Annotated in this window: 22 protein-coding genes; 18 read left to right on the top strand and 4 right to left on the bottom strand. The window is 63.6% G+C overall.

What is annotated here, in order from left to right; translation table 11 throughout:
- Window positions 1–69: 69 nt before the first annotated feature.
- The 3 genes from IPF76_RS04805 to IPF76_RS04795 all read right to left on the bottom strand — a co-directional run bounded on the left by IPF76_RS04805 (window position 70) and on the right by IPF76_RS04795 (window position 3,851).
- A complete protein-coding gene (locus tag IPF76_RS04805; protein ID WP_293840322.1) occupies window positions 70–2,175 on the bottom strand; it encodes a TonB-dependent receptor in 2,106 nt (701 codons plus the stop codon).
- A 159-nt stretch (window positions 2,176–2,334) separates the two neighbouring features.
- A complete protein-coding gene (gene dapD, locus IPF76_RS04800; protein ID WP_293840320.1) occupies window positions 2,335–3,177 on the bottom strand; it encodes a 2,3,4,5-tetrahydropyridine-2,6-dicarboxylate N-succinyltransferase in 843 nt (280 codons plus the stop codon).
- A complete protein-coding gene (locus IPF76_RS04795) occupies window positions 3,174–3,851 on the bottom strand; it encodes a pyrimidine 5'-nucleotidase (protein ID WP_293841924.1) in 678 nt (225 codons plus the stop codon). The genes dapD and IPF76_RS04795 overlap by 4 nt, the downstream gene beginning before the upstream one ends.
- 252 nt (window positions 3,852–4,103) lie before the next feature.
- Here IPF76_RS04795 and IPF76_RS04790 point away from each other — a divergent pair, with 252 nt between their 5' ends.
- Both IPF76_RS04790 and IPF76_RS04785 read left to right on the top strand, forming a co-directional pair.
- On the top strand, window positions 4,104–6,437 hold the full coding sequence (locus IPF76_RS04790) for a S8 family peptidase (RefSeq protein ID WP_293840317.1): 2,334 nt from the start codon (window positions 4,104–4,106) through the stop codon (window positions 6,435–6,437).
- Between the two features lie 42 nt (window positions 6,438–6,479).
- Window positions 6,480–7,781, top strand: a complete 1,302-nt coding sequence (locus tag IPF76_RS04785; protein ID WP_293840314.1) for an amidohydrolase family protein — start codon at window positions 6,480–6,482, stop codon at window positions 7,779–7,781.
- Between the two features lie 38 nt (window positions 7,782–7,819).
- On the opposite strand, the gene IPF76_RS04780 is transcribed toward IPF76_RS04785, so the two are convergent.
- The gene (locus IPF76_RS04780; protein WP_293840311.1) at window positions 7,820–8,323 is read right to left on the bottom strand and encodes a DNA-deoxyinosine glycosylase; all 504 of its coding nucleotides are present in this window, start codon (window positions 8,321–8,323) and stop codon (window positions 7,820–7,822) included.
- A gap of 307 nt (window positions 8,324–8,630) precedes the next feature.
- Between IPF76_RS04780 and rpsL the strand changes: the two genes are divergently transcribed.
- The 16 genes from rpsL to rplN all read left to right on the top strand — a co-directional run bounded on the left by rpsL (window position 8,631) and on the right by rplN (window position 19,154).
- The gene (gene rpsL, locus IPF76_RS04775) at window positions 8,631–9,002 is read left to right on the top strand and encodes a 30S ribosomal protein S12 (RefSeq protein WP_037515637.1); all 372 of its coding nucleotides are present in this window, start codon (window positions 8,631–8,633) and stop codon (window positions 9,000–9,002) included.
- A 71-nt stretch (window positions 9,003–9,073) separates the two neighbouring features.
- Complete coding sequence (gene rpsG / locus IPF76_RS04770; RefSeq protein WP_088439847.1) at window positions 9,074–9,544, top strand: 30S ribosomal protein S7; 471 nt, start codon at window positions 9,074–9,076, stop codon at window positions 9,542–9,544.
- Window positions 9,545–9,637: 93 nt separating this feature from the next.
- Window positions 9,638–11,710: an elongation factor G gene (gene fusA, locus IPF76_RS04765; RefSeq protein ID WP_293840307.1), complete on the top strand. Its 2,073-nt coding sequence runs from the start codon at window positions 9,638–9,640 to the stop codon at window positions 11,708–11,710.
- 162 nt (window positions 11,711–11,872) lie between these two features.
- Complete coding sequence (gene tuf, locus IPF76_RS04760) at window positions 11,873–13,063, top strand: elongation factor Tu (protein ID WP_293840305.1); 1,191 nt, start codon at window positions 11,873–11,875, stop codon at window positions 13,061–13,063.
- 148 nt (window positions 13,064–13,211) lie between these two features.
- Complete coding sequence (rpsJ, locus tag IPF76_RS04755) at window positions 13,212–13,523, top strand: 30S ribosomal protein S10 (RefSeq protein ID WP_011543089.1); 312 nt, start codon at window positions 13,212–13,214, stop codon at window positions 13,521–13,523.
- A 298-nt stretch (window positions 13,524–13,821) separates the two neighbouring features.
- Window positions 13,822–14,598, top strand: coding sequence for a 50S ribosomal protein L3 (rplC, locus tag IPF76_RS04750; protein WP_293840302.1), 777 nt, complete (start codon window positions 13,822–13,824; stop codon window positions 14,596–14,598).
- A 2-nt stretch (window positions 14,599–14,600) separates the two neighbouring features.
- A complete protein-coding gene (gene rplD, locus IPF76_RS04745) occupies window positions 14,601–15,227 on the top strand; it encodes a 50S ribosomal protein L4 (protein ID WP_088439844.1) in 627 nt (208 codons plus the stop codon).
- Window positions 15,220–15,528, top strand: coding sequence for a 50S ribosomal protein L23 (locus tag IPF76_RS04740; protein ID WP_293840300.1), 309 nt, complete (start codon window positions 15,220–15,222; stop codon window positions 15,526–15,528). Before rplD ends, IPF76_RS04740 begins: the two co-directional genes overlap by 8 nt.
- A 21-nt stretch (window positions 15,529–15,549) precedes the next feature.
- Window positions 15,550–16,401: a 50S ribosomal protein L2 gene (rplB, locus tag IPF76_RS04735; RefSeq protein ID WP_293840297.1), complete on the top strand. Its 852-nt coding sequence runs from the start codon at window positions 15,550–15,552 to the stop codon at window positions 16,399–16,401.
- Window positions 16,402–16,404: 3 nt separating this feature from the next.
- Window positions 16,405–16,680 carry a 30S ribosomal protein S19 gene (rpsS, locus tag IPF76_RS04730; protein ID WP_039578279.1) on the top strand — a complete coding sequence of 92 codons (276 nt, stop codon included), beginning with the start codon at window positions 16,405–16,407 and terminating at the stop codon, window positions 16,678–16,680.
- Window positions 16,680–17,060 (top strand): 50S ribosomal protein L22, encoded by a 381-nt coding sequence (gene rplV / locus IPF76_RS04725; protein WP_088439838.1) that lies wholly within the window; start codon window positions 16,680–16,682, stop codon window positions 17,058–17,060. Before rpsS ends, rplV begins: the two co-directional genes overlap by 1 nt.
- A gap of 1 nt (window position 17,061) precedes the next feature.
- Complete coding sequence (gene rpsC / locus IPF76_RS04720) at window positions 17,062–17,769, top strand: 30S ribosomal protein S3 (protein WP_120217696.1); 708 nt, start codon at window positions 17,062–17,064, stop codon at window positions 17,767–17,769.
- Between the two features lie 11 nt (window positions 17,770–17,780).
- On the top strand, window positions 17,781–18,212 hold the full coding sequence (gene rplP / locus IPF76_RS04715; protein ID WP_293840292.1) for a 50S ribosomal protein L16: 432 nt from the start codon (window positions 17,781–17,783) through the stop codon (window positions 18,210–18,212).
- Window positions 18,213–18,217: 5 nt separating this feature from the next.
- Window positions 18,218–18,421 carry a 50S ribosomal protein L29 gene (gene rpmC, locus IPF76_RS04710; protein ID WP_039578281.1) on the top strand — a complete coding sequence of 68 codons (204 nt, stop codon included), beginning with the start codon at window positions 18,218–18,220 and terminating at the stop codon, window positions 18,419–18,421.
- A gap of 11 nt (window positions 18,422–18,432) precedes the next feature.
- Entirely contained in the window at window positions 18,433–18,726 is a 294-nt protein-coding gene (rpsQ, locus tag IPF76_RS04705) for a 30S ribosomal protein S17 (protein WP_293840289.1), read from the top strand.
- Between the two features lie 59 nt (window positions 18,727–18,785).
- Complete coding sequence (gene rplN / locus IPF76_RS04700; protein WP_088439828.1) at window positions 18,786–19,154, top strand: 50S ribosomal protein L14; 369 nt, start codon at window positions 18,786–18,788, stop codon at window positions 19,152–19,154.

Genomic DNA, 19,154 nt, shown 5'->3' with positions numbered 1-19,154 from the left:
CGAGGCGGCAATCGAGAATGTGCATAAACCGCTCAGCATTGCATCGCTTCGCGCGCAATGACGGAGGAGTTATAGCGTCCCGGTCACTGTCAGCTGGAAATATTGCCCGAACTCGCGTCGCCGCGATTCGCTGAAGGCGATTGGGCCGCCGCGCCGGTCGACGAACACGGTACGGTCGACCGCGTCCTTCATGTTCGCCAGGTTGCGGTACGACAGCTTGACGGTGAACCCGGCGACATCCTTGTGCTCGACAAAGGCGGTGACGAAGGGGCCGACCGTATGTTCCTTGTCGATCGCGTCGAGCCGCAGTCCAGGGCTGAAGCGCTCGTCGAAATAGCCGCTGCCCCACGCCAGCTTGGTGCCGGGGATGTCGTGGCGCAGGCTCAGGTCGACGACATATTCCTGGCCAAAGCTCTGGTCGCGCCACATCCCGGTCAGCGGATCGCGCACCCGATTGCGACGCCAGGTCAGGTCGCCATTGATGCGGGCGCCTTTCCATCCCAGCCGGTCGAGCAGTAGCGTCGCCTTCGAACTGACCCGATAGAGATGCGCGGGCGGCAGATTGCCGCGCCCTTCCGTGGTCAGCGACAGCGGAATCTGATCGACCAGATCCTGCGCATAGGCATAAGCGAAGGCAACCGAGGCATTGCCCCATCCACCCATGTCCTGGACGAGTTCCAGTTCGGAGCGGTTGACCACCGGCGGCACAAGCAGGCTGTTGCCGCCATTGCCCTGCCCGTTGGCGACATCGACCGAGCTGGCGAAATCGAAGAAGTTGAGCTGGTCGACGCGGCGCTGGAGGAACCAGTTGATCGTCGTCTTGGCACCGACCTTCCACGCCAGCGCCAGCTTGCCCTTCGGTCGGACAAAGCGGCGGGTCAGCCCGCCGGGGCCCGATGACGTCAGCTCGCTATATTCGGCGCCGAGGTTGATCTGGGCGGTCAGATTGCTCGCGAGGGCGCGGCCCCAGGTCGCCGATGCTTCGCCGCGCTTTTCCTCGACCTTGGTCGTCTCGCCGCCAAATATGACCGGCACGAAGCTGCCGTCGGGCTGTAGCGTGGCGAATTCGGCATCGACGTCGAGCGTGTTATATGCGCCCTCCAGCGCGACCTGCCAGTCGGTGCCGCCTGCGGTGCGCCAGCTATATTCGCTGCGCAGGATCGATTCGCTTTCGTCGGCGGCCTGCGTGAACCGTTCGCCGCTGCGCCCGCCGATATCGCGGTCGACGATGAAGGTGCTCACCGTCGGGCTATGTTCGAACCGGTGCAGTCCGATCAGTTTTAAGCGGCCCGTGCCCAGCCCGAACTCGTAGTCGCCGCCGATATCGTAATTATGCTCGTTCTCTTCGAACACAAAGGCTTCGCTGACAGCTCCGCTGGTCGGCCGCACCGATACGCTGTCGACACGCTCGCGAATGTCGATCAATTGGCTGCCCAGATTGAAATTCCACTTGTTGCCGTTCGCCGTCGTGCGCGACAGCGCCGCCGAGAGGCGCGGCCTGTCGCCGTAATAGCGGCCGAATTCGTTGCGCGTGAACAGCGGCGCGCCAGTGCCGTCGAACACCCGCTCGGGCCCCCAATGGCCCTGCCGGTTCGCTTCGTTCTTCAGGCTGAGCGTCAGGCCGAGCCCGCCGATCGTGCCGGTCGTCGATACCTCGCCGTTCAACCAGTTATCGGGCAACCGCGACCGCCATTCGGGCTGCCAGCGCAGTGTCGTCTTGAACCCGCCGCCGCCCGCGCCCGCAATCAGAACGACATTGGCGACCTGACCGGTGAGGCCGGGGACATTCAGGCTCGCACCGTCGACGATATCGACATAGGCGACTTGCGCGGCGGCGATGCGTTGCAGCGCGCTGCGCGCATCGGTCGATTTATTCGCGATGCGCTCGCCGTTGATCAGGACATTTTCGGTCGCCGCGCCCAAGCCGCGATTGCCGCCATTGGTGCCGGTGACGATCAGGAACCCCGGTATTTTTTCGACCATGTCGAGCGCCGTGCGCGGCGCGAATCGCGCAAAGTCTACCTGCGCGTAGCGCTGGCCGCCGTTGCTGGCTTGCGGGACTGCGGCAGGGGCGTCGCCCGGCGCCAACTCGGCGCTCTGTGCAAGCGCAAATTCAGGTACGAACATCCCCATAGCGACCGCCAGCGTTGATGTCCTCGCGGTCATCCGCATCATAATCTCTCCCTCGGCGCTGTCCCATCGAAACAGCACCCGGGTCGATCGTTTTCAGGGGCGGCAAGTCAAAAGCTTATCCACCAACGCTGGGCGGATATCGACGAGCACACCGCACCGGGACATTTATGAGCGTGGCGCACCTGGCGGCGGCGCGCGAACTTAGTCGCGCAGCAGCTCGTTGATCCCGGTCTTGGCGCGAGTTTTCGCATCGACGCGCTTGACGATCACGGCGCAGTACAGCGACGGACCGGGCGACCCGTCGGGTAGCGGCTTGCCGGGCAGCGCGCCCGGCACGACAACCGAATAGGCCGGCACTTCGCCGATGAAGATTTCGCCCGTCGCGCGGTCGACGATCTTGGTCGATGCGCCCAGGTAAACCCCCATCGACAGCACCGCGCCCTCGCGCACGATGACGCCTTCGGCAACCTCGGCGCGCGCGCCGATAAAGGCCCCGTCCTCGATCACGACCGGCCCCGCCTGCAGCGGTTCGAGCACGCCGCCGATCCCGGCACCGCCCGACAGATGGACGTTGGCGCCAATCTGCGCGCAGCTGCCGACGGTGGCCCAGGCATCGACCATCGACCCCTCACCGACATAAGCACCGATATTGACGAAGCTCGGCATCAGCACCGCGCCCTTGCTGATAAAGGCGCCGCGGCGGACGATTGAACCGGGCACCGCGCGAAAACCCGCATCGCGGAACCGATTCTCGCCCCAGCCGACAAATTTCGATGGCACCTTGTCCCACCAGCGCGCGCCCCCGGGGCCGCCTTCGATCAATTCCATATCGTTGAGCCGAAAGGACAGCAGCACCGCTTTTTTGAGCCACTGATTGACTTGCCAGGTGCCGCCGGCATTGCGTTCCGCCACGCGCAAGCTGCCGTCGTCTAGCCCGGCGAGCGCGGTTTCGACGGCATCGCGCACCGCGCCCTGCGTCGTCAGCCCCAAAGTGTCGCGCGCTTCCCACGCGGTGTCGATCGTCGATTGCAGGTCGGTCGTCATGAAATCCCCCAGGGTGCAGGCAAGCTATCAAGCCAGTCGGCAAGGTCGCTGACATGAAAATCGACCTGGTCCGGCAGGTGGTCGCGATGGCCGCTTTCGCTGCCATTGTCCAGCCAGACGGTGGTCATCCCCAGCGCCTTGGCCGGGGTCAGGTTGCGCGCCATATCCTCGACGAACAGGCTGCGTTTCGGGTCGATGGCAAGATGGGTGATCATCGTCGCATAAGCGGCGGGATCGGGTTTGGGCGTATAGGCAGTGGCGCGAATGTCGCAGATGCCGCCGAACAGGTCGGCGATGCCGCGGGCATCGAGCACCCGCGCCGCATAATCGGCATCGGCATTGGTGAACACCAGTTTGCGCCCCGGCAGCCGCGCCAATCCGGCGCGCAGCCGCGCGTCGGGCGCAATGCGGTCGAGGGCGATATCATGGACATCGACCAGGAAGTGTTCGGCATCGACGCCGTGGTGGTGCATCAGCCCTGCCATCGTCGTGCCATGATCGTGAAAATATTGCTTCTGCACCCGCCGCGCTTCGACCGCGTCGCAATCGAGCAGTCGCATGATAAACGCGCCCATGCGCGCATCGATCAGGTCGAACAGCTTTGCCGACGGCGAATAGAGCGTGTTGTCGAGATCGAAGATCCAACTGTCGATATGGTCGAGCGGAACGGACATGACGAAGCGGCGCATAAGGGCTGGCTTCCCAGCGAGCAAGAGCGACAAGATCGTCCCCTCTGACCGTAGCCCCCGCGCGGGGGGCGACGGATCAAGCACATATGGCCGATCGGAACCCCCAGTTAACCGCTCTTTGCTACCCCTTCGCTATTCGCTCGGCTAGGATCGCGGCGATCAGGGCAAGGGGAAACGGCGATGGCGTATCCGAACCGACGCAGACGCATCCGGCGCTTGGCTATTGAGCCTTTGCCGATGTTGATCAGCATCGCGGCGCTGTCGCTCGCGGGCTGCGGCGGCGGCGGCGGAGCGGGACCTTTACCGACTCCGGCGCCGCCCGCGGCACCCGCGCCAACGCCAACGCCAACGCCAACGCCAGCACCGACCCCGCCGCCAACGGGTAATTTCAACACTGCCGAAACGCGGCGATCCGACGGGGTCAATTTCCACGGCGCAATCACCGCTTACCAGGCTGGCGCGACGGGGCAGGGGATTTTGGCAGGGGTGATCGACGATGGGATCGATCAGGACAGTCCTGAATTTGCCGGACGCATTTCGTCCGCCTCGGCCGATGTCGCCGGATCGCGCGGCATCAACGGCGAAGGCAGCCACGGTACGAATGTTGCCCAGATTCTGCTCGGGGCAAAGAATGATGCCGGCACGATGGGCATCGCCTTCAACGCCAATCTGCTGGTGCTGCGCGCCGACCAGCCGGGAAGCTGCGCGACCGAGGATCCGAGCAACGACGAAAGCGGGTGCCTGTTTCCCGAGAATGCAATCGCCGCGGGGCTCGACCGCGCGGTGACGGCGGGCGCACGCGTCGTCAACATTTCGCTCGGCGGCGGCGATCCCCCGGGCGCCACGCTGCGCGGAGCAGTCGCGCGCGCTACCGCGGCGGGGATCATCGTCATCCTGTCGGCCGGGAACGAAGGCGACACCACCGCGGGCGGCAACGATCCCAACAACCCCGAACCCTTTGCGCAAGGGATGCGCGATGCCGGCGGCGGACTGGTCATCATCGCGGGTTCGGTCGATGAAAATGGCGTCAGTTCGGGTTTCAGCAATCGCGCGGGTATCTATGCCGGATCTTATCTGGCGGCACTCGGCGAGGATGTTTGCTGCGCCTATAAGGACGGCGTGATCGAGACCCAGGGCAGTTTCGTCTTCGTCATCAGTGGCACCAGCTTTGCGGCGCCGCAGATCGCCGGCGCAGTGGCGCTGCTCGCGCAGGCGTTTCCCAACCTGTCGAGCCAACAGATCGTGCAATTGCTCTATCAGTCGGCGCGCGATGCGGGGGTGGTCGGCGACGATGGCGTGTATGGGCAGGGGGTGCTCGACATCGCGCGCGCGTTCCAGCCGATGGGAGCGACGACGCTCGCCGGTACCGCGACCGCGGTCCATCTCGGCAGCGCGCTCGGGATGCTCGGCGGGGCGATGGGCGATGCGGGCACGGGCCGCTCGGGGTCGACGATCGGGCTGGTTGCCGACGGTTTCGGCCGTGCTTTCAGCGTCGATTTCGGCCAGTCGCTCGCGCCGCGCCGTCCCGATTTCAAACTCTCGGGCGCGATCGGCGGGCTCGTGCGCCAGCAAAGCGCCGCCAGCCATACAACCGCGCTGTCGCTCATCACCGCGCCGGGGGCGAGCGGGGGCGACGCCCTGGCGGGGCTGTCGTTCTATGACGCACAGCGGGCACGCACCCTAGCGGCATCGATGGTGACGCGTCTCGATGCGCGGACGCGGATCGGCTTCGCGGCGGGGCGTGGAACCTCGGGCCTGCTTGCGGGCGAGCGCGGTGACAGCGGCCTTGCGATGCTGATCGGCGACGGCGCGCATGACGGGCTGGGCTTTGCCGCGAGCCCCGGTGTCGGAGCGGTGCTGCGCCACAACATGACGACCCATCAATATGTCAGCATCGTTTTGGAAGATGGCTGGGTGGCGGGATCGCGGTGGCAGGATGACCCGCTGCTGCGTTACCGATCGGGCCGCGACAGCCGTTACCAGCGTGTCGGCGCCGCTTGGGACGCGCGCTTCGGGCCGGCACGCGCCGCGCTCGGTGGCAGCTGGCTGCGCGAATCGGACAGCCTGCTCGGCGCGCGGCTTGGACCGGTTTTTGGCGCCGGGGGCGCAACCAGCCTGGTCGGCGACGCGAGCTTGGGCGTCGAGCTGTCACGCGGGTGGAGTCTGTCAGGCGCGTGGCGGCAAATGTGGACGCGCCCCGATCGAGGCGGGCTGGTCGCGGGTGGGGCGCTGTGGTCTTCGGCTTTCTCGTTCGACATTGCCAAGGAGGGGCTGGTACGCCCCGGCGACCGTGCCGCGCTCCGTTTTGCCCAGCCGCTGCGCGTTGCACACGGCGGCATCGACCTGTTGTTGCCGGTGGCGCACGACTATGCCAGCGGCCGCACCGATTTTGGCCGCCGCAGCTATAATCTCGCGCCGTCCGGGCGCGAACTGGTGGTCGAGGCAAGCTACGCTCTGTCGCTGTTCGGCGGCGATTTGATCGCCAACACATGGTGGCGGCAGGATCCGGGCCATATTGCGGCGATGCCCCATGACAAGGGCGCGGCAGTCCGCTTTACGCTGGGCTTCTGATCGGCTTTAACGGCCCCCAACAACAAATCAGGGGATGCCAGAATGAAACCGATCCATTGCCTTCCGCTCGCCTTACTCGGCGCCGCGTTGGTCACGCCGCTCGCCGCGCAGGCGCCCGCGCGCACGGTGATCCACGCCGGGCAATTGCTCGCCGAACCCGGCAAGCCGGTGCGCGGCGCGTCGACGATCATCGTCGAGAACGGTCGGATCGTCGCCGTCGCCGACGGCTATCAGCCTGCCGAACCGGGTGCGACGCTGATCGACCTCAAGGACAAATATGTCCTTCCCGGCCTGATCGACAGCCACGTCCATCTGACCAGTGACGCTGGCGGGATTGCGGGGCAGCTCGAAGAAATCACCCTCAGCCCGGCGGCGCAGGCGTTCAATGCCGAGGTCAACGGCATGAAAACGCTCCGCGCCGGCTTCACCACCGTCCGCAACCTCGGCGATGGCGACGGTGCGACGCTGGCGCTCCGCGATGCGATCCTCGCGGGCAAGGTGGGGGGGCCGCGCATCGTCGATGCCGGCAACGCTATCTCGGGCAGCGCGGGGCATATGGACGGATCGCTTGGCTATCGCGACGAGCTGCGGCCCTTCTTCGCGGGAGCGGGCAATACCTGCAATGGCGCCGACGATTGCCGCCGCGCGGTGCGGCTGCAGGTCGGGCGCGGCGCCGACGTGATCAAATTCGCTTCGACCGGCGGGGTCAACAGCCGCATCGGCGCCGGGCTCGGCAAGCAGATGTTCGACGATGAGGCGCAGGCGATCGTCGAAACCGCGCATCTGTTCGGCAAGAAGGTCGCGGTTCACGCGCACGGCGCCGACGGCATCCGTTTGGCGATCGATGCCGGGGCCGATTCGATCGAACATGGTACGATACTGGATGAGGCGACGATCGCGGCGTGGGCGAAATCGAAAACCTATTATATCCCGACGCTGTCGACGGTGAATGGATATAAGGAACGTATCGCAGCGAACGCCAATGCCTATGAACCCGACGTGCTGGCGAAGATCAAATGGCGCATCGAAATCACCGGCAAAAGCCTCGAACAGCTCGTCCCGCGCGGCGTGCGCATCGCGTTCGGGACCGACGCCGGCGTGTCGAAGCACGGCCGCAACGGCGACGAGTTCGAACTGATGGTCCAGCACGGCATGACCCCGGTCGCGGCGCTGAAAGCGGCGACGGTGAACGCCGCCGACCTGCTCGGCCTGGCGAACGAGATCGGCACCATCGCGCCGGGCAAGAGCGCCGACATCATCGCGGTGGCCAGCGACCCCATCGCCGATGTCCGGGTGCTGAAAAAGGTCGATTTTGTGATGGCGCGGGGCGAGGTCGTCGACTGACCGTTCTTAATCCTCCCCATCGCTCGCGACGAAGAGGGTTATTCGTTGACCAGCGCCTGGCGCATCTGTTGCCATTGTTCTTTCTTGGCCGAAAAACTGCGGGTGTTGGCGGCGCTACTTGATGGCAGATCGATGACGGCGATGCCGTCAAGCGGTGGCAATTGTTGCCGACCGATCGCTGCGGCCGTTCCACCGTTGAAGGCGACCATCCGCAGTTCGGGCAACTTCGCAATCAGAGCGGCAAGATCGTGCGCTTCAATCTGCCGTATCTCGCTATCGCTACTTGCGCGCCGCTCGGCGGTGCGGATCACGTCCCAAATGCCGATCTTGGCGGCGCGCAGCATCGCCAATCGCGCGGGATAATCGCCTTCGGCGAGCGGCTGCCCGATCACCGCGCCGACCAGGCGCCAGAACTGGTTCGTGGGATGTGCGTAATATTGCTGGTCCGCCAGTGAGCGCGCGCCAGGCAGGCTGCCTAGGATCAGCAGCCGGGCGTCCGGATCGACTTGGGGAGCAAAACTGGCGTGGCGAGGCGCGGGCATCGCCCTGCGTTAGCCTGTCCCACCCGGCGCAACAATCTTGCTGGCCCCTTGACCCTCAAGGGAATCGCCGCTAGGGGCCGCGTCGATCGAAAGCGGCGCTTAACCGCCGCATTCGGTTACAACAGCGCTGAACATTGCTGGCGCGGATGGAGCCTCCGGACGATCAATCGCGATTGGCCGGGGTCTTTTGCTGTTACAAGGTTGCCCGTTTTCCGCGGATTTCTGCGGGGCTTCGGACCGATGCTTCATCCACCGCGGCACAGTAACCGTTCGCTTTGATGGGCGGACATTTAAAGGTGAAGCATTCATGCCCACGATCAACCAGCTGGTCCGCAAGGGCCGGACTCCCCAGAAGGTGAAGTCCAAGGTCCCGGCGATGGACGCGAACCCGCAAAAGCGCGGCGTTTGCACCCGAGTCTATACGACCACCCCGAAAAAGCCGAACTCGGCGCTCCGTAAGGTTGCCAAGGTCCGCCTGACCAACCAGCGCGAAGTCATCACCTACATCCCCGGCGAAGGCCACAACCTCCAGGAACACAGCGTTGTGCTGATCCGCGGCGGTCGTGTCCGCGATCTTCCCGGTGTGCGTTACCACGTCCTGCGCGGCGTGCTCGATACGCAGGGTGTGAAGGACCGCAAGCAGAGCCGTTCGAAATACGGTGCGAAGCGTCCGAAGTAAGGACCGCTTTTTCGGCTATTTGATCATCCCAGAGCGCCTTGCGCCGGGATGCTGTTGTAAAGGAATACCCTATGGCTCGTCGTCGTCGTCCTGAACGCCGCGAAATCCTGCCCGATCCCCGTTTCGGTGATACGGTGCTGTCGAAATTTATGAACAGCGTCATGCTGGACGGGAAAAAATCGGTCGCCGAAAACATCGTTTACGGTGCGCTCGAATCGGTCGAAGCCCGTGCCAAGAAGGAACCGATCGGCGTGTTCCACGAAGCGCTGGCGAACATCCGCCCGAACATCGAAGTCCGCAGCCGCCGCGTCGGCGGTGCGACCTATCAGGTTCCGGTCGAAGTCCGTCCCGACCGCGCGCAGGCGCTGGCGATCCGTTGGCTGATCACCGCCGCGCGCAACCGCAGCGAAACGACGATGGCCGCGCGCCTGTCGGGCGAACTGCTCGACGCGTCGAACAACCGCGGCAACGCGGTCAAGAAGCGCGAAGACACGCACCGTATGGCGGAAGCGAACCGCGCCTTCTCGCACTACCGCTGGTAATTGCCGGGACGCTCCGGCGTCTCGCAATCGCAACAATTCTTCCTATATCGGGGGCGGCTCGCAAGACCGCCCCCCACATCCAAGGAAAAGACCATGGCACGCAGCCATCCGCTCGACAAATATCGCAACATTGGGATCATGGCGCACATCGACGCCGGCAAGACCACGACGACCGAGCGTATCCTCTATTACACCGGCAAGTCCTACAAGATCGGCGAAGTCCATGACGGCGCCGCGACGATGGACTGGATGGAGCAGGAGCAGGAGCGCGGGATCACGATCACGTCGGCTGCGACGACCTGTTTCTGGAACGACCACCGCATCAACATCATCGACACCCCCGGGCACGTCGACTTCACGATCGAAGTCGAACGCTCGCTGCGCGTGCTCGACGGTGCTGTGGCGTGCTTCGATGGCGTTGCCGGCGTCGAGCCGCAGTCGGAAACCGTGTGGCGCCAGGCCGACCGTTACGGCGTGCCGCGTATGTGCTTCATTAACAAGCTCGACCGCACCGGGGCAAACTTCGAATATTGCGTCCAGTCGATCATCGATCGCCTTGGTGCGCGGCCGGCCGTTCTCTATATCCCGATCGGGATCGAAGCCGACCTCAAGGGTCTGGTGGATCTCGTCCACAACCGTGCGATCATCTGGAAGGACGAAGCGCTGGGCGCCGAATTCTTCTATGAAGAGATCCCGGCCGACCTTGCCGCCAGTGCGGCCGAATATCGCACCAACCTCATCGAAATGGCCGTCGAGCAAGACGACGATGTCATGGAAGCCTATCTGGGCGGCGATGAGCCCGACGTCGACACGCTGAAGCGCCTGATCCGCAAGGGCACGCTCAACCAGTCGTTCGTCCCCGTCTGCTGCGGCTCGGCGTTCAAGAACAAGGGCGTCCAGCCTTTGCTCGACGCGGTGGTCGATTATATGCCGAGCCCGCTCGACATTCCCGACGTCCAGGGCCTCAAGCTCGACGGCGAGACCCCTGATTCGCGCCCACCGGAAGACGACGCGCCGCTGTCGCTGCTGGCGTTCAAGATCATGAACGATCCGTTTGTCGGTACCCTCACCTTCGCCCGCATCTATTCGGGCACCCTGACCAAGGGCACCTATCTGAACTCGGTCAAGGACAAGAAGGAAAAGGTCGGCCGCATGCTGTTGATGCATGCGAACAGCCGCGAAGACGTTGATGAAGCCTTTGCTGGTGACATCATTGCGCTCGCCGGCCTCAAGGAAACCACGACCGGGGACACGCTCTGCGCCACCAACGCGCCGATCATCCTCGAACGCATGGTCTTCCCCGATCCCGTCATCGAACTGTCGGTGGAACCGAAGACCAAGGCCGACCAGGAACGCATGGGCATCGCGCTCAACCGTCTGGCCGCCGAGGATCCCTCGTTCCGCGTCTCGACCGATCATGAATCGGGCCAGACGGTCATCAAGGGTATGGGCGAGCTTCACCTCGACATCCTCGTCGATCGCATGCGTCGCGAATTCAAGGTCGAAGCGAACGTCGGCGCGCCGCAGGTGGCGTACCGCGAATCACTCGCGAAGTCGGTCGACGTCGATTACACCCACAAGAAGCAGTCGGGTGGCTCGGGGCAGTTCGGCCGTGTCAAGGTGACGGTTGTCCCAGGCGAACGCGGTTCGGGCATTGTGTTCAGCGACGAGATCAAGGGCGGCAACATTCCGCGCGAATATATCCCGTCGGTCGAAAAGGGAATGCGCGAGTCGGCCGAGAACGGCCACATGATCGGCTTCCCGATCATCGACTTCGAAATCAAGCTGACCGACGGCGCGTACCACGATGTCGATTCGTCGGCGTTGGCGTTCGAAATCGCGGGCCGTGCAGCGATGCGCGAAGTGGCGGCGAAGGCCGGCATCAAGCTGCTCGAGCCGGTGATGAAGGTCGAGGTGACGACGCCTGAGGATTTCATGGGCGACGTGATCGGCGATCTCAACAGCCGCCGTGGTCAGATTCAGGGCACCGACAGCCGCGGCAACGCCCAGGTTGTCGAGGCGATGGTGCCGCTGGCGAACATGTTCGGCTACGTGAACCAGCTGCGCAGCTTCAGCCAGGGACGCGCCAACTATTCGATGCAATTCTCGCATTATGAAGAAGTGCCGACGAATGTTGCCGAAGAGGTGAAAGCCAAAATGGCGTAAGCTTTTTGCGGGGTGAACGGCTTTCGGGCCGCTTTCACCCCGCAGGGCTTGCCCTCTTCTGCAAAGCCGACTAATGGCGGCGCCTGTTTCAACAGGCGGTTCCGCCGAACGAACAATTTTCTGAGCATTTAGACACGCCAGACGAAGGACAAGGGTAAAATCATGGCCAAGGCAAAATTCGAGCGGAACAAGCCGCACTGCAACATCGGCACCATCGGTCACGTCGACCATGGCAAGACCTCGCTGACCGCAGCGATCACCAAGGTGCTCGCCGAAACGACCGGCGGCACCGCCGTCGATTTCGCGAACATCGACAAAGCTCCCGAAGAGCGCGAGCGTGGTATCACCATTTCGACCGCACACGTCGAATATGAAACGGCTGCCCGCCACTATGCGCACGTCGATTGCCCGGGCCACGCTGACTATGTGAAGAACATGATCACCGGTGCTGCCCAGATGGACGGCGCAATCCTGGTGGTGTCGGCCGCTGACGGCCCGATGCCGCAGACCAAGGAGCACATCCTGCTCGCCAAGCAGGTTGGCGTTCCGACCATGGTCGTCTTCCTCAACAAGGTCGATCAGCTGGACGATCCCGAGCTGCTCGAACTCGTCGAGATGGAAATCCGCGAAGAGCTTTCGAAGCGTGGCTTTGACGGCGACAATATTCCGATCGTCACCGGTTCGGCGCTTGCTGCGCTCGAAAGCCGCGACGACAACATCGGCAAGGACGCCATCCTCAAGCTGATGGAAGCCGTCGACGCATGGATCCCGCAGCCCGACCGCCCGCTCGACAAGCCCTTCCTGATGCCGATCGAAGACGTGTTCTCGATCTCGGGTCGTGGTACCGTCGTCACCGGCCGTATCGAAACCGGCATCGTCAAGGTCGGTGAAGAAGTCGAAATCGTCGGCATCAAGGACACCAAGAAGACCGTCGTGACCGGCGTCGAAATGTTCCGCAAGCTGCTCGACCAGGGCCAGGCTGGCGATAACGTCGGTGCGCTGATCCGCGGTGTCGGCCGTGAAGAAGTCGAGCGTGGCCAGGTGCTCTGCAAGCCCGGTTCGATCAAGCCGCACACCGAGTTCACCTCGGAAGTCTATGTGCTGTCGAAGGACGAAGGCGGCCGTCACACGCCGTTCTTTGCCAACTATCGTCCGCAGTTCTACTTCCGCACCACGGACGTCACCGGCGAGGTCATCCTCCCCGAGGGCACCGAGATGGTCATGCCGGGCGACAACGTCCAGCTGGCGGTCAAGCTGATTGCTCCGATCGCCATGGACCCGGGTCTGCGCTTCGCAATCCGCGAAGGCGGTCGTACCGTCGGCGCAGGGGTTGTGGCGACGATCACAAAGTAATATAGGGCCGCGAGCCGCCTGATTCGGAAGCGATTCGGGCGGCTCGTAGCTTAAAGATTTTTAATGGCCGAGCCGGCTTCCACTAGGGGGCCGGAACAGGCCATTTCGGCTCTTTCGCATCGTCAGACGGGATTCGACTGGAACAGTCATGGAAACGCAGAATATTCGCATTCGCCTCAAGGCCTTTGATCACCGCGTGCTCGATCAGGCCACCACCGACATCGCCGATACGGCGCGTCGTACCGGAGCGCTTATTCGCGGCCCGATCCCGCTGCCGACGCGCATTGAAAAATTCACCGTGAACCGCGGCCCGCACATCGACAAGAAGTCGCGCGAGCAGTTCGAGGTGCGTACCCACAAGCGGCTGCTCGATATCGTGCAGCCCACCCCGCAGACGGTAGATGCTCTGATGAAGCTCGACCTTGCCGCGGGCGTGAACGTCGAAATCAAGCTGGCCTAGGCCAGCGACGCCCTCGCAATAGCGAGGGTCTCTATCGGCAGGCACTTTGGTGGCTGCATTGTCCGGAGAAATCCGGACCGACGATAGGGTGGATACCGCCGGTCGCCTTCTTCGGAAGGCATATCGACCGGGCTGCGTCCCCCGTCTCGCCGCTTCTCCTTCGGGAAGGCGGCACCTCAGCCCGGACGGGGCGACCATCGAAATTCTGGGCTGGGAGGGTTCTCGTCGGGTTTTGGCCTGACGGGATCCCGCACGCCGTGCGGAATGGTCCGCCCGGCCTCTGTTGAGGAGTATGATCATGCGGACTGGCGTGATCGCGAAGAAAATGGGGATGACCCGCCTGTTTCAGGACGACGGCCGCCACGTGCCCGTCACCGTCCTGAGCCTCGAAGGCTGTCAGGTTATCTCTGTGCGCGAACAAGAACGCGACGGCTATGTCGCCGTCCAACTCGGTGCCGGATCGGCCAAGGCGAAGAACGTCGCCAAGCCGCAGCGCGGCGCCTTCGGCAAGGCCGAAGTCGAGCCGAAGGCAAAGGTCGTTGAATTCCGCGTCGCTGACGACGCGACGCTCGACGTCGGCGCCGAACTGTCGGCCGACCATTTCGTCGCTGGCCAGATCGTCGATATCCAGGGCGTAACCCAGGGCAAGGGCTTTGCCGGTGCGATGAAGCGTTGGGGCTTCGGCGGTATGCGCGCCACCCACGGCGTTTCGATCAGCCACCGTGCGCATGGTTCGACCGGTAACCGCCAGGATCCGGGCCGCGTCTTCAAGAACAAGAAGATGGCCGGCCACATGGGCGACCGTCAGCGCACCCAGCAGAATCTCGAAATCGTCCGCACCGACGTCGAGCGCGGCCTTCTCTTCGTCAAGGGCTCGGTCCCGGGCTCGAAGGGTGGCTGGCTGATGGTCCGCGACGCCGTCAAGCTGCCGCGTCATCCCGAAGCCCCCTATCCGGCGGGCATCAAGAGCGCGGCGAACGCCAATCACGAAGCCCCGGCTGATGCGCCTGTGGACACCCCGGTCGAAGACACCGTGGTCGACACTGCCACCACCGACGGCGCACAGGAGTCCTGATCATGAAGGTCAAGGTTCACACCATTGACGGCAAGGCCGGCGCAGACATCGATCTCAACGACGATGTGTTCGGCGTCGACCCGCGGGCCGACATCCTTCACCGCGTTGTCAGCTGGCAGCTCGAAAAGCGACGTGGCCCGGCTCGCGCCGCGCGCGAACGCAGCGATGTGTCGCGCACCGGCAAGAAGTTCGGCAACCAGAAGGGCGGCGGTACCGCGCGTCACGGCGATCGCGCAGCCCCGATCTTCATCGGCGGCGGCAAGGCACACGGCCCGCGTGCCCGCACCTTCGGTCACTCGCTGAACAAGAAGATCCGCACGCTCGGCCTGAAAATGGCGCTGAGCGACAAGGCGAAGGGCGGCAAGATCCTCGTTCTCGATACCCTCGAGCTCAAGGACGCCAAGACCAAGGCGCTCGCCGGCCAGCTCGGCAAGCTCGAACTCGGCAATCGCGCACTCTTCATCGATGGCGATGCGGTGCACGAAAGCTTCGCCATGGCGTCGGCCAACCTGATCGGCATCAATTCGATGCCGGCGATGGGCGCCAACGTCTATGACATTTTGCGCGCCGATACGCTGGTCCTGACCCGCGCCGGCCTCGAAAAGCTGGAGGCACGCTTCAATGGCTAAGGCAAAAACGGTCGACGCTCGTCACTATGACGTGATCCTGGCTCCAGTGATCACCGAAAAATCGACGATGCTCAGCGAAAACAACGCGGTGGTGTTCAAGGTCGCAGGCGATGCGACCAAACCCGCCATCAAGGCCGCCGTCGAGGCGCTGTTCGATGTCAAGGTGATCGGCGTGAACACGCTCATCACCAAGGGCAAGACCAAGCGCTGGAAGGGCAAGCCCTACACCCGCAGCGACGTGAAGAAGGCGGTCGTTCGTCTGGCCGAAGGCCAGTCGATCGACGTCACCAGCGGCATCTGATTGTAGGAAGAGGCAAAGAAAATGGCACTTAAGTCCTATAATCCGACCAGCCCCGCACAGCGCGGCCTGATCCTCGTCGACAAGTCGTCGCTGTGGAAGGGCAAGCCTGTCAAGGCGCTGACCGAAGGCAAGAGCAAGACCGGTGGCCGCAACAACAAGGGCCATGTCACCTCGCGCGGCATCGCCGGCGGTCACAAGCAGCGTTATCGCATCGTCGATTTCAAGCGCCGCCTGTGGGATGTCGAAGGCACCGTCGAGCGGCTGGAATATGATCCTAACCGCACCGCCTTCATCGCGCTGGTCAACTATGGCGCGGACGATGCCGGCAAGGACCGCGTCGCTTACATCCTGGCGCCGCAGCGTCTGGCGGTTGGCGACAAGGTGATCGCCGGCAAAAAGACCGACGTGAAGCCGGGTAATGCGATGGAATTGTCGCAGATGCCGGTCGGCACGATCGTCCACAACATCGAAATGAAGCCGGGCAAGGGCGGCCAGATCGCCCGTTCGGCTGGCACCTATGCGCAGGTCGTCGGTCGTGACCGCGGTCTTGTCATCGTGCGTCTCGGTTCGGGCGAACAGCGTTACATCCGCGGCGATTGCATGGGCACGGTGGGCGCGGTGTCGAACCCCGACAACCAGAACACCAACCTCGGCAAGGCCGGTCGCAGCCGCTGGCTCGGCAAGCGTCCGCTGACCCGCGGCGTTGCGAAGAACCCGGTCGATCACCCGCATGGCGGCGGCGAAGGCCGCACCTCGGGCGGCCGTCATCCGGTTACCCCGTGGGGCAAACCGACCAAGGGTGCTCGCACGCGCCACAACAAATCGACCGACAAGATGATCATCCGGTCGCGTCACGCGAAGAAGAAGAGGTAAGCCATGGCTCGCTCGGTCTGGAAGGGTCCTTTCGTGGACCTTCATCTGCTCAAGAAAGCCGAAACGGCCCAGGAAGGCAGCAGCAATGCGCCTATCAAAACCTGGTCGCGCCGGTCCACCATCCTGCCGCAGTTCGTGGGGCTGACCTTCAACGTCTATAACGGCCGCAAGTTCGTGCCGGTATCGGTCAACGAAGACATGGTCGGCATGAAGCTGGGTGAATTTGCGCCGACGCGCTTCTTCCCCGGTCACGCTGCCGACAAGAAGGGCAAACGCTAATGGGCAAGGAAAAGTCCCCCCGCCGCGTTGCGGATAACGAGGCGCTTTCGGTCGGCACGCAGATTCGCGGTTCGGCGCAGAAGCTCAACCTCGTCGCCGCGCTGATCCGCGGCCGCAAGGTCGAAGACGCGATGAACATCCTCACCTTCTCGAAGAAGGCGATGGCTGTCGACGTGCGCAAGGTTCTCGCCAGCGCCGTCGCCAACGCGGAAAACAACCACAACCTCGACGTTGATGCGCTGGTCATCCAGGAAGCAAGCGTCGGCAAGTCGATCTCGATGAAGCGCTGGCACGCTCGTGGCCGCGGCAAGTCGACCCGGATCGTCAAGCCGTTCAGCCGCATCCGCATCGTTGTGCGCGAACAGGAAGAAGAGGCGTAATATGGGCCAGAAGAGCAATCCGATCGGCCTGCGCCTGCAGGTCAACCGCACCTGGGACAGCCGCTGGTTCGCCGAAGGTCAGGACTATGGCCGCATGCTGGTCGAGGATCTGAAGATCCGTCAGTATGTGTTCAAGACCCTGCCGCAGGCCGCGATCTCGAAGGTCGTGATCGAGCGTCCCGCCAAATTGTGCCGCGTGTCGATCTATGCCGCCCGTCCGGGTGTCATCATCGGCAAGAAGGGCGCTGACATCGAAAAGCTTCGCAAGAAGCTCGGCGAACTGACGGGCAGCGACGTGTCGCTGAACATCGTCGAAATCCGCAAGCCCGAAGTCGACGCCAAGCTCGTCGGTCAGGGTATTGCCGACCAGCTCGAACGCCGCGTCGCGTTCCGCCGTGCCATGAAGCGTGCGGTGCAGTCGGCGATGCGTCTGGGCGCCGAAGGCATCCGCATCAACTGCGCCGGCCGTCTCGGCGGCGCGGAAATCGCGCGTACCGAATGGTACCGCGAGGGCCGCGTGCCGCTGCACACGCTGCGCGCCAATGTCGACTATGCCGAATCGACCGCGCACACCGCTTATGGCGTGTGCGGGATCAAGGTGTGGATCTTCAAGGGCGAGATTCTCGGCCACGACCCGATGGCGACCGACCGTTTGATGCTCGATGCACAGACGACGGGCGTCCGTCCGGCTCGTGAAGATCGCCGCTAAGGACAACTGACATGTTGCAACCGAAGAAAACCAAGTTTCGCAAGGCCTTCAAAGGCCGCATCCATGGCAATGCCAAGGGTGGGACCAGCCTAAACTTCGGCTCCTACGGGCTGAAGGCACTGGAACCCGAGCGGATCACCGCGCGCCAGATCGAAGCGGCGCGTCGTGCGATCAGCCGCGCGATCAAGCGTCAGGGCCGTTTGTGGATCCGCATCTTCCCCGACGTCCCGGTGTCGTCGAAGCCGGCCGAAGTCCGCATGGGTAAGGGCAAGGGCGCGCCTGAATATTGGGCCGCACGCGTCAAGCCGGGCCGCATCCTGTTCGAACTCGATGGCGTTCCCGGCCCCGTGGCCGCGCTGGCATTCGAACGTGCAGCGATGAAGTTGCCGATCAAGACCAAGGTGATTGCCCGTCTCGGCGACACCTCGCATCTGGAGGGTTAAGGGCCATGTCCAAGACCGAAGATTTCAAGGCCAAGACCGACGACCAGCTCGCCGAACAGCTTGGCGAACTGAAGCGCGAGGCGTTCAACCTCCGCTTCCAGGCGGCCACCGGCCAGCTTGAAAAAGCATCGCGCGTCAAGGAAGTCCGGCGTTCGATCGCCCGCATCAAGACGCAGCAGACCGAGCGCACGCGCTCGGCCGCGAAGTAAGGAGACTATCGATGCCGAAGCGCATTCTGACCGGTACGGTGGTGTCCGACAAGGGCGACAAGACCGTTGTGGTGAAGGTCGAGCGGAAGGTGAAGCACCCGCTGTACGGCAAGATCATCCGTCGTTCGAAAAAATACCACGCCCATGATGAGGACAACAGCATCAAGGCTGGTGAAACCGTTCGCATCGAGGAAACGAAGCCGATTTCGAAGCTCAAGACGTGGAAGGTGCTCGACAAGGTCGACACCCACAGCAAGCCCCAGAGCGCCAGTGCTCCGGCTGCTCCCGCCGCGGCCGAAGGCTGACACAAGTTCACGGAACCGCCGGGGTTGCCCGGTAGGCCAAAATAGAAGGAACCGCATCGATGATTCAGATGCAGTCACAATTGGAAGTCGCTGACAACAGCGGTGCCAAGCGCGTCCAGTGCATCAAGGTGCTGGGCGGGTCGAAGCGCCGTGTTGCTGGCGTCGGCGATGTCATCGTCGTGTCGATCAAGGAAGCTCAGCCGCGCGGCAAGGTGAAGAAGGGTGACGTCCATCGCGCCGTCATCGTCCGCACCCGCAAGGATGTGCGCCGCGCCGATGGCTCGGTGATCCGCTTCGACACGAACGCCGCCGTGCTCGTCAACAAGAACGAGGAGCCGATCGGCACCCGTATCTTTGGCCCCGTCGTCCGCGAGCTGCGCGGTCGTGGCTATATGAAGATCATCTCGCTCGCTCCGGAGGTTCTCTGA

The sequence above is a fragment of the Sphingopyxis sp. genome (assembly GCF_016704835.1).
In the GTDB taxonomy this organism is placed as follows: domain Bacteria; phylum Pseudomonadota; class Alphaproteobacteria; order Sphingomonadales; family Sphingomonadaceae; genus Sphingopyxis.
The sequence above is the reverse complement of the archived record's forward strand: the minus strand, read 5'-3'. Positions and strand labels throughout refer to the sequence as shown.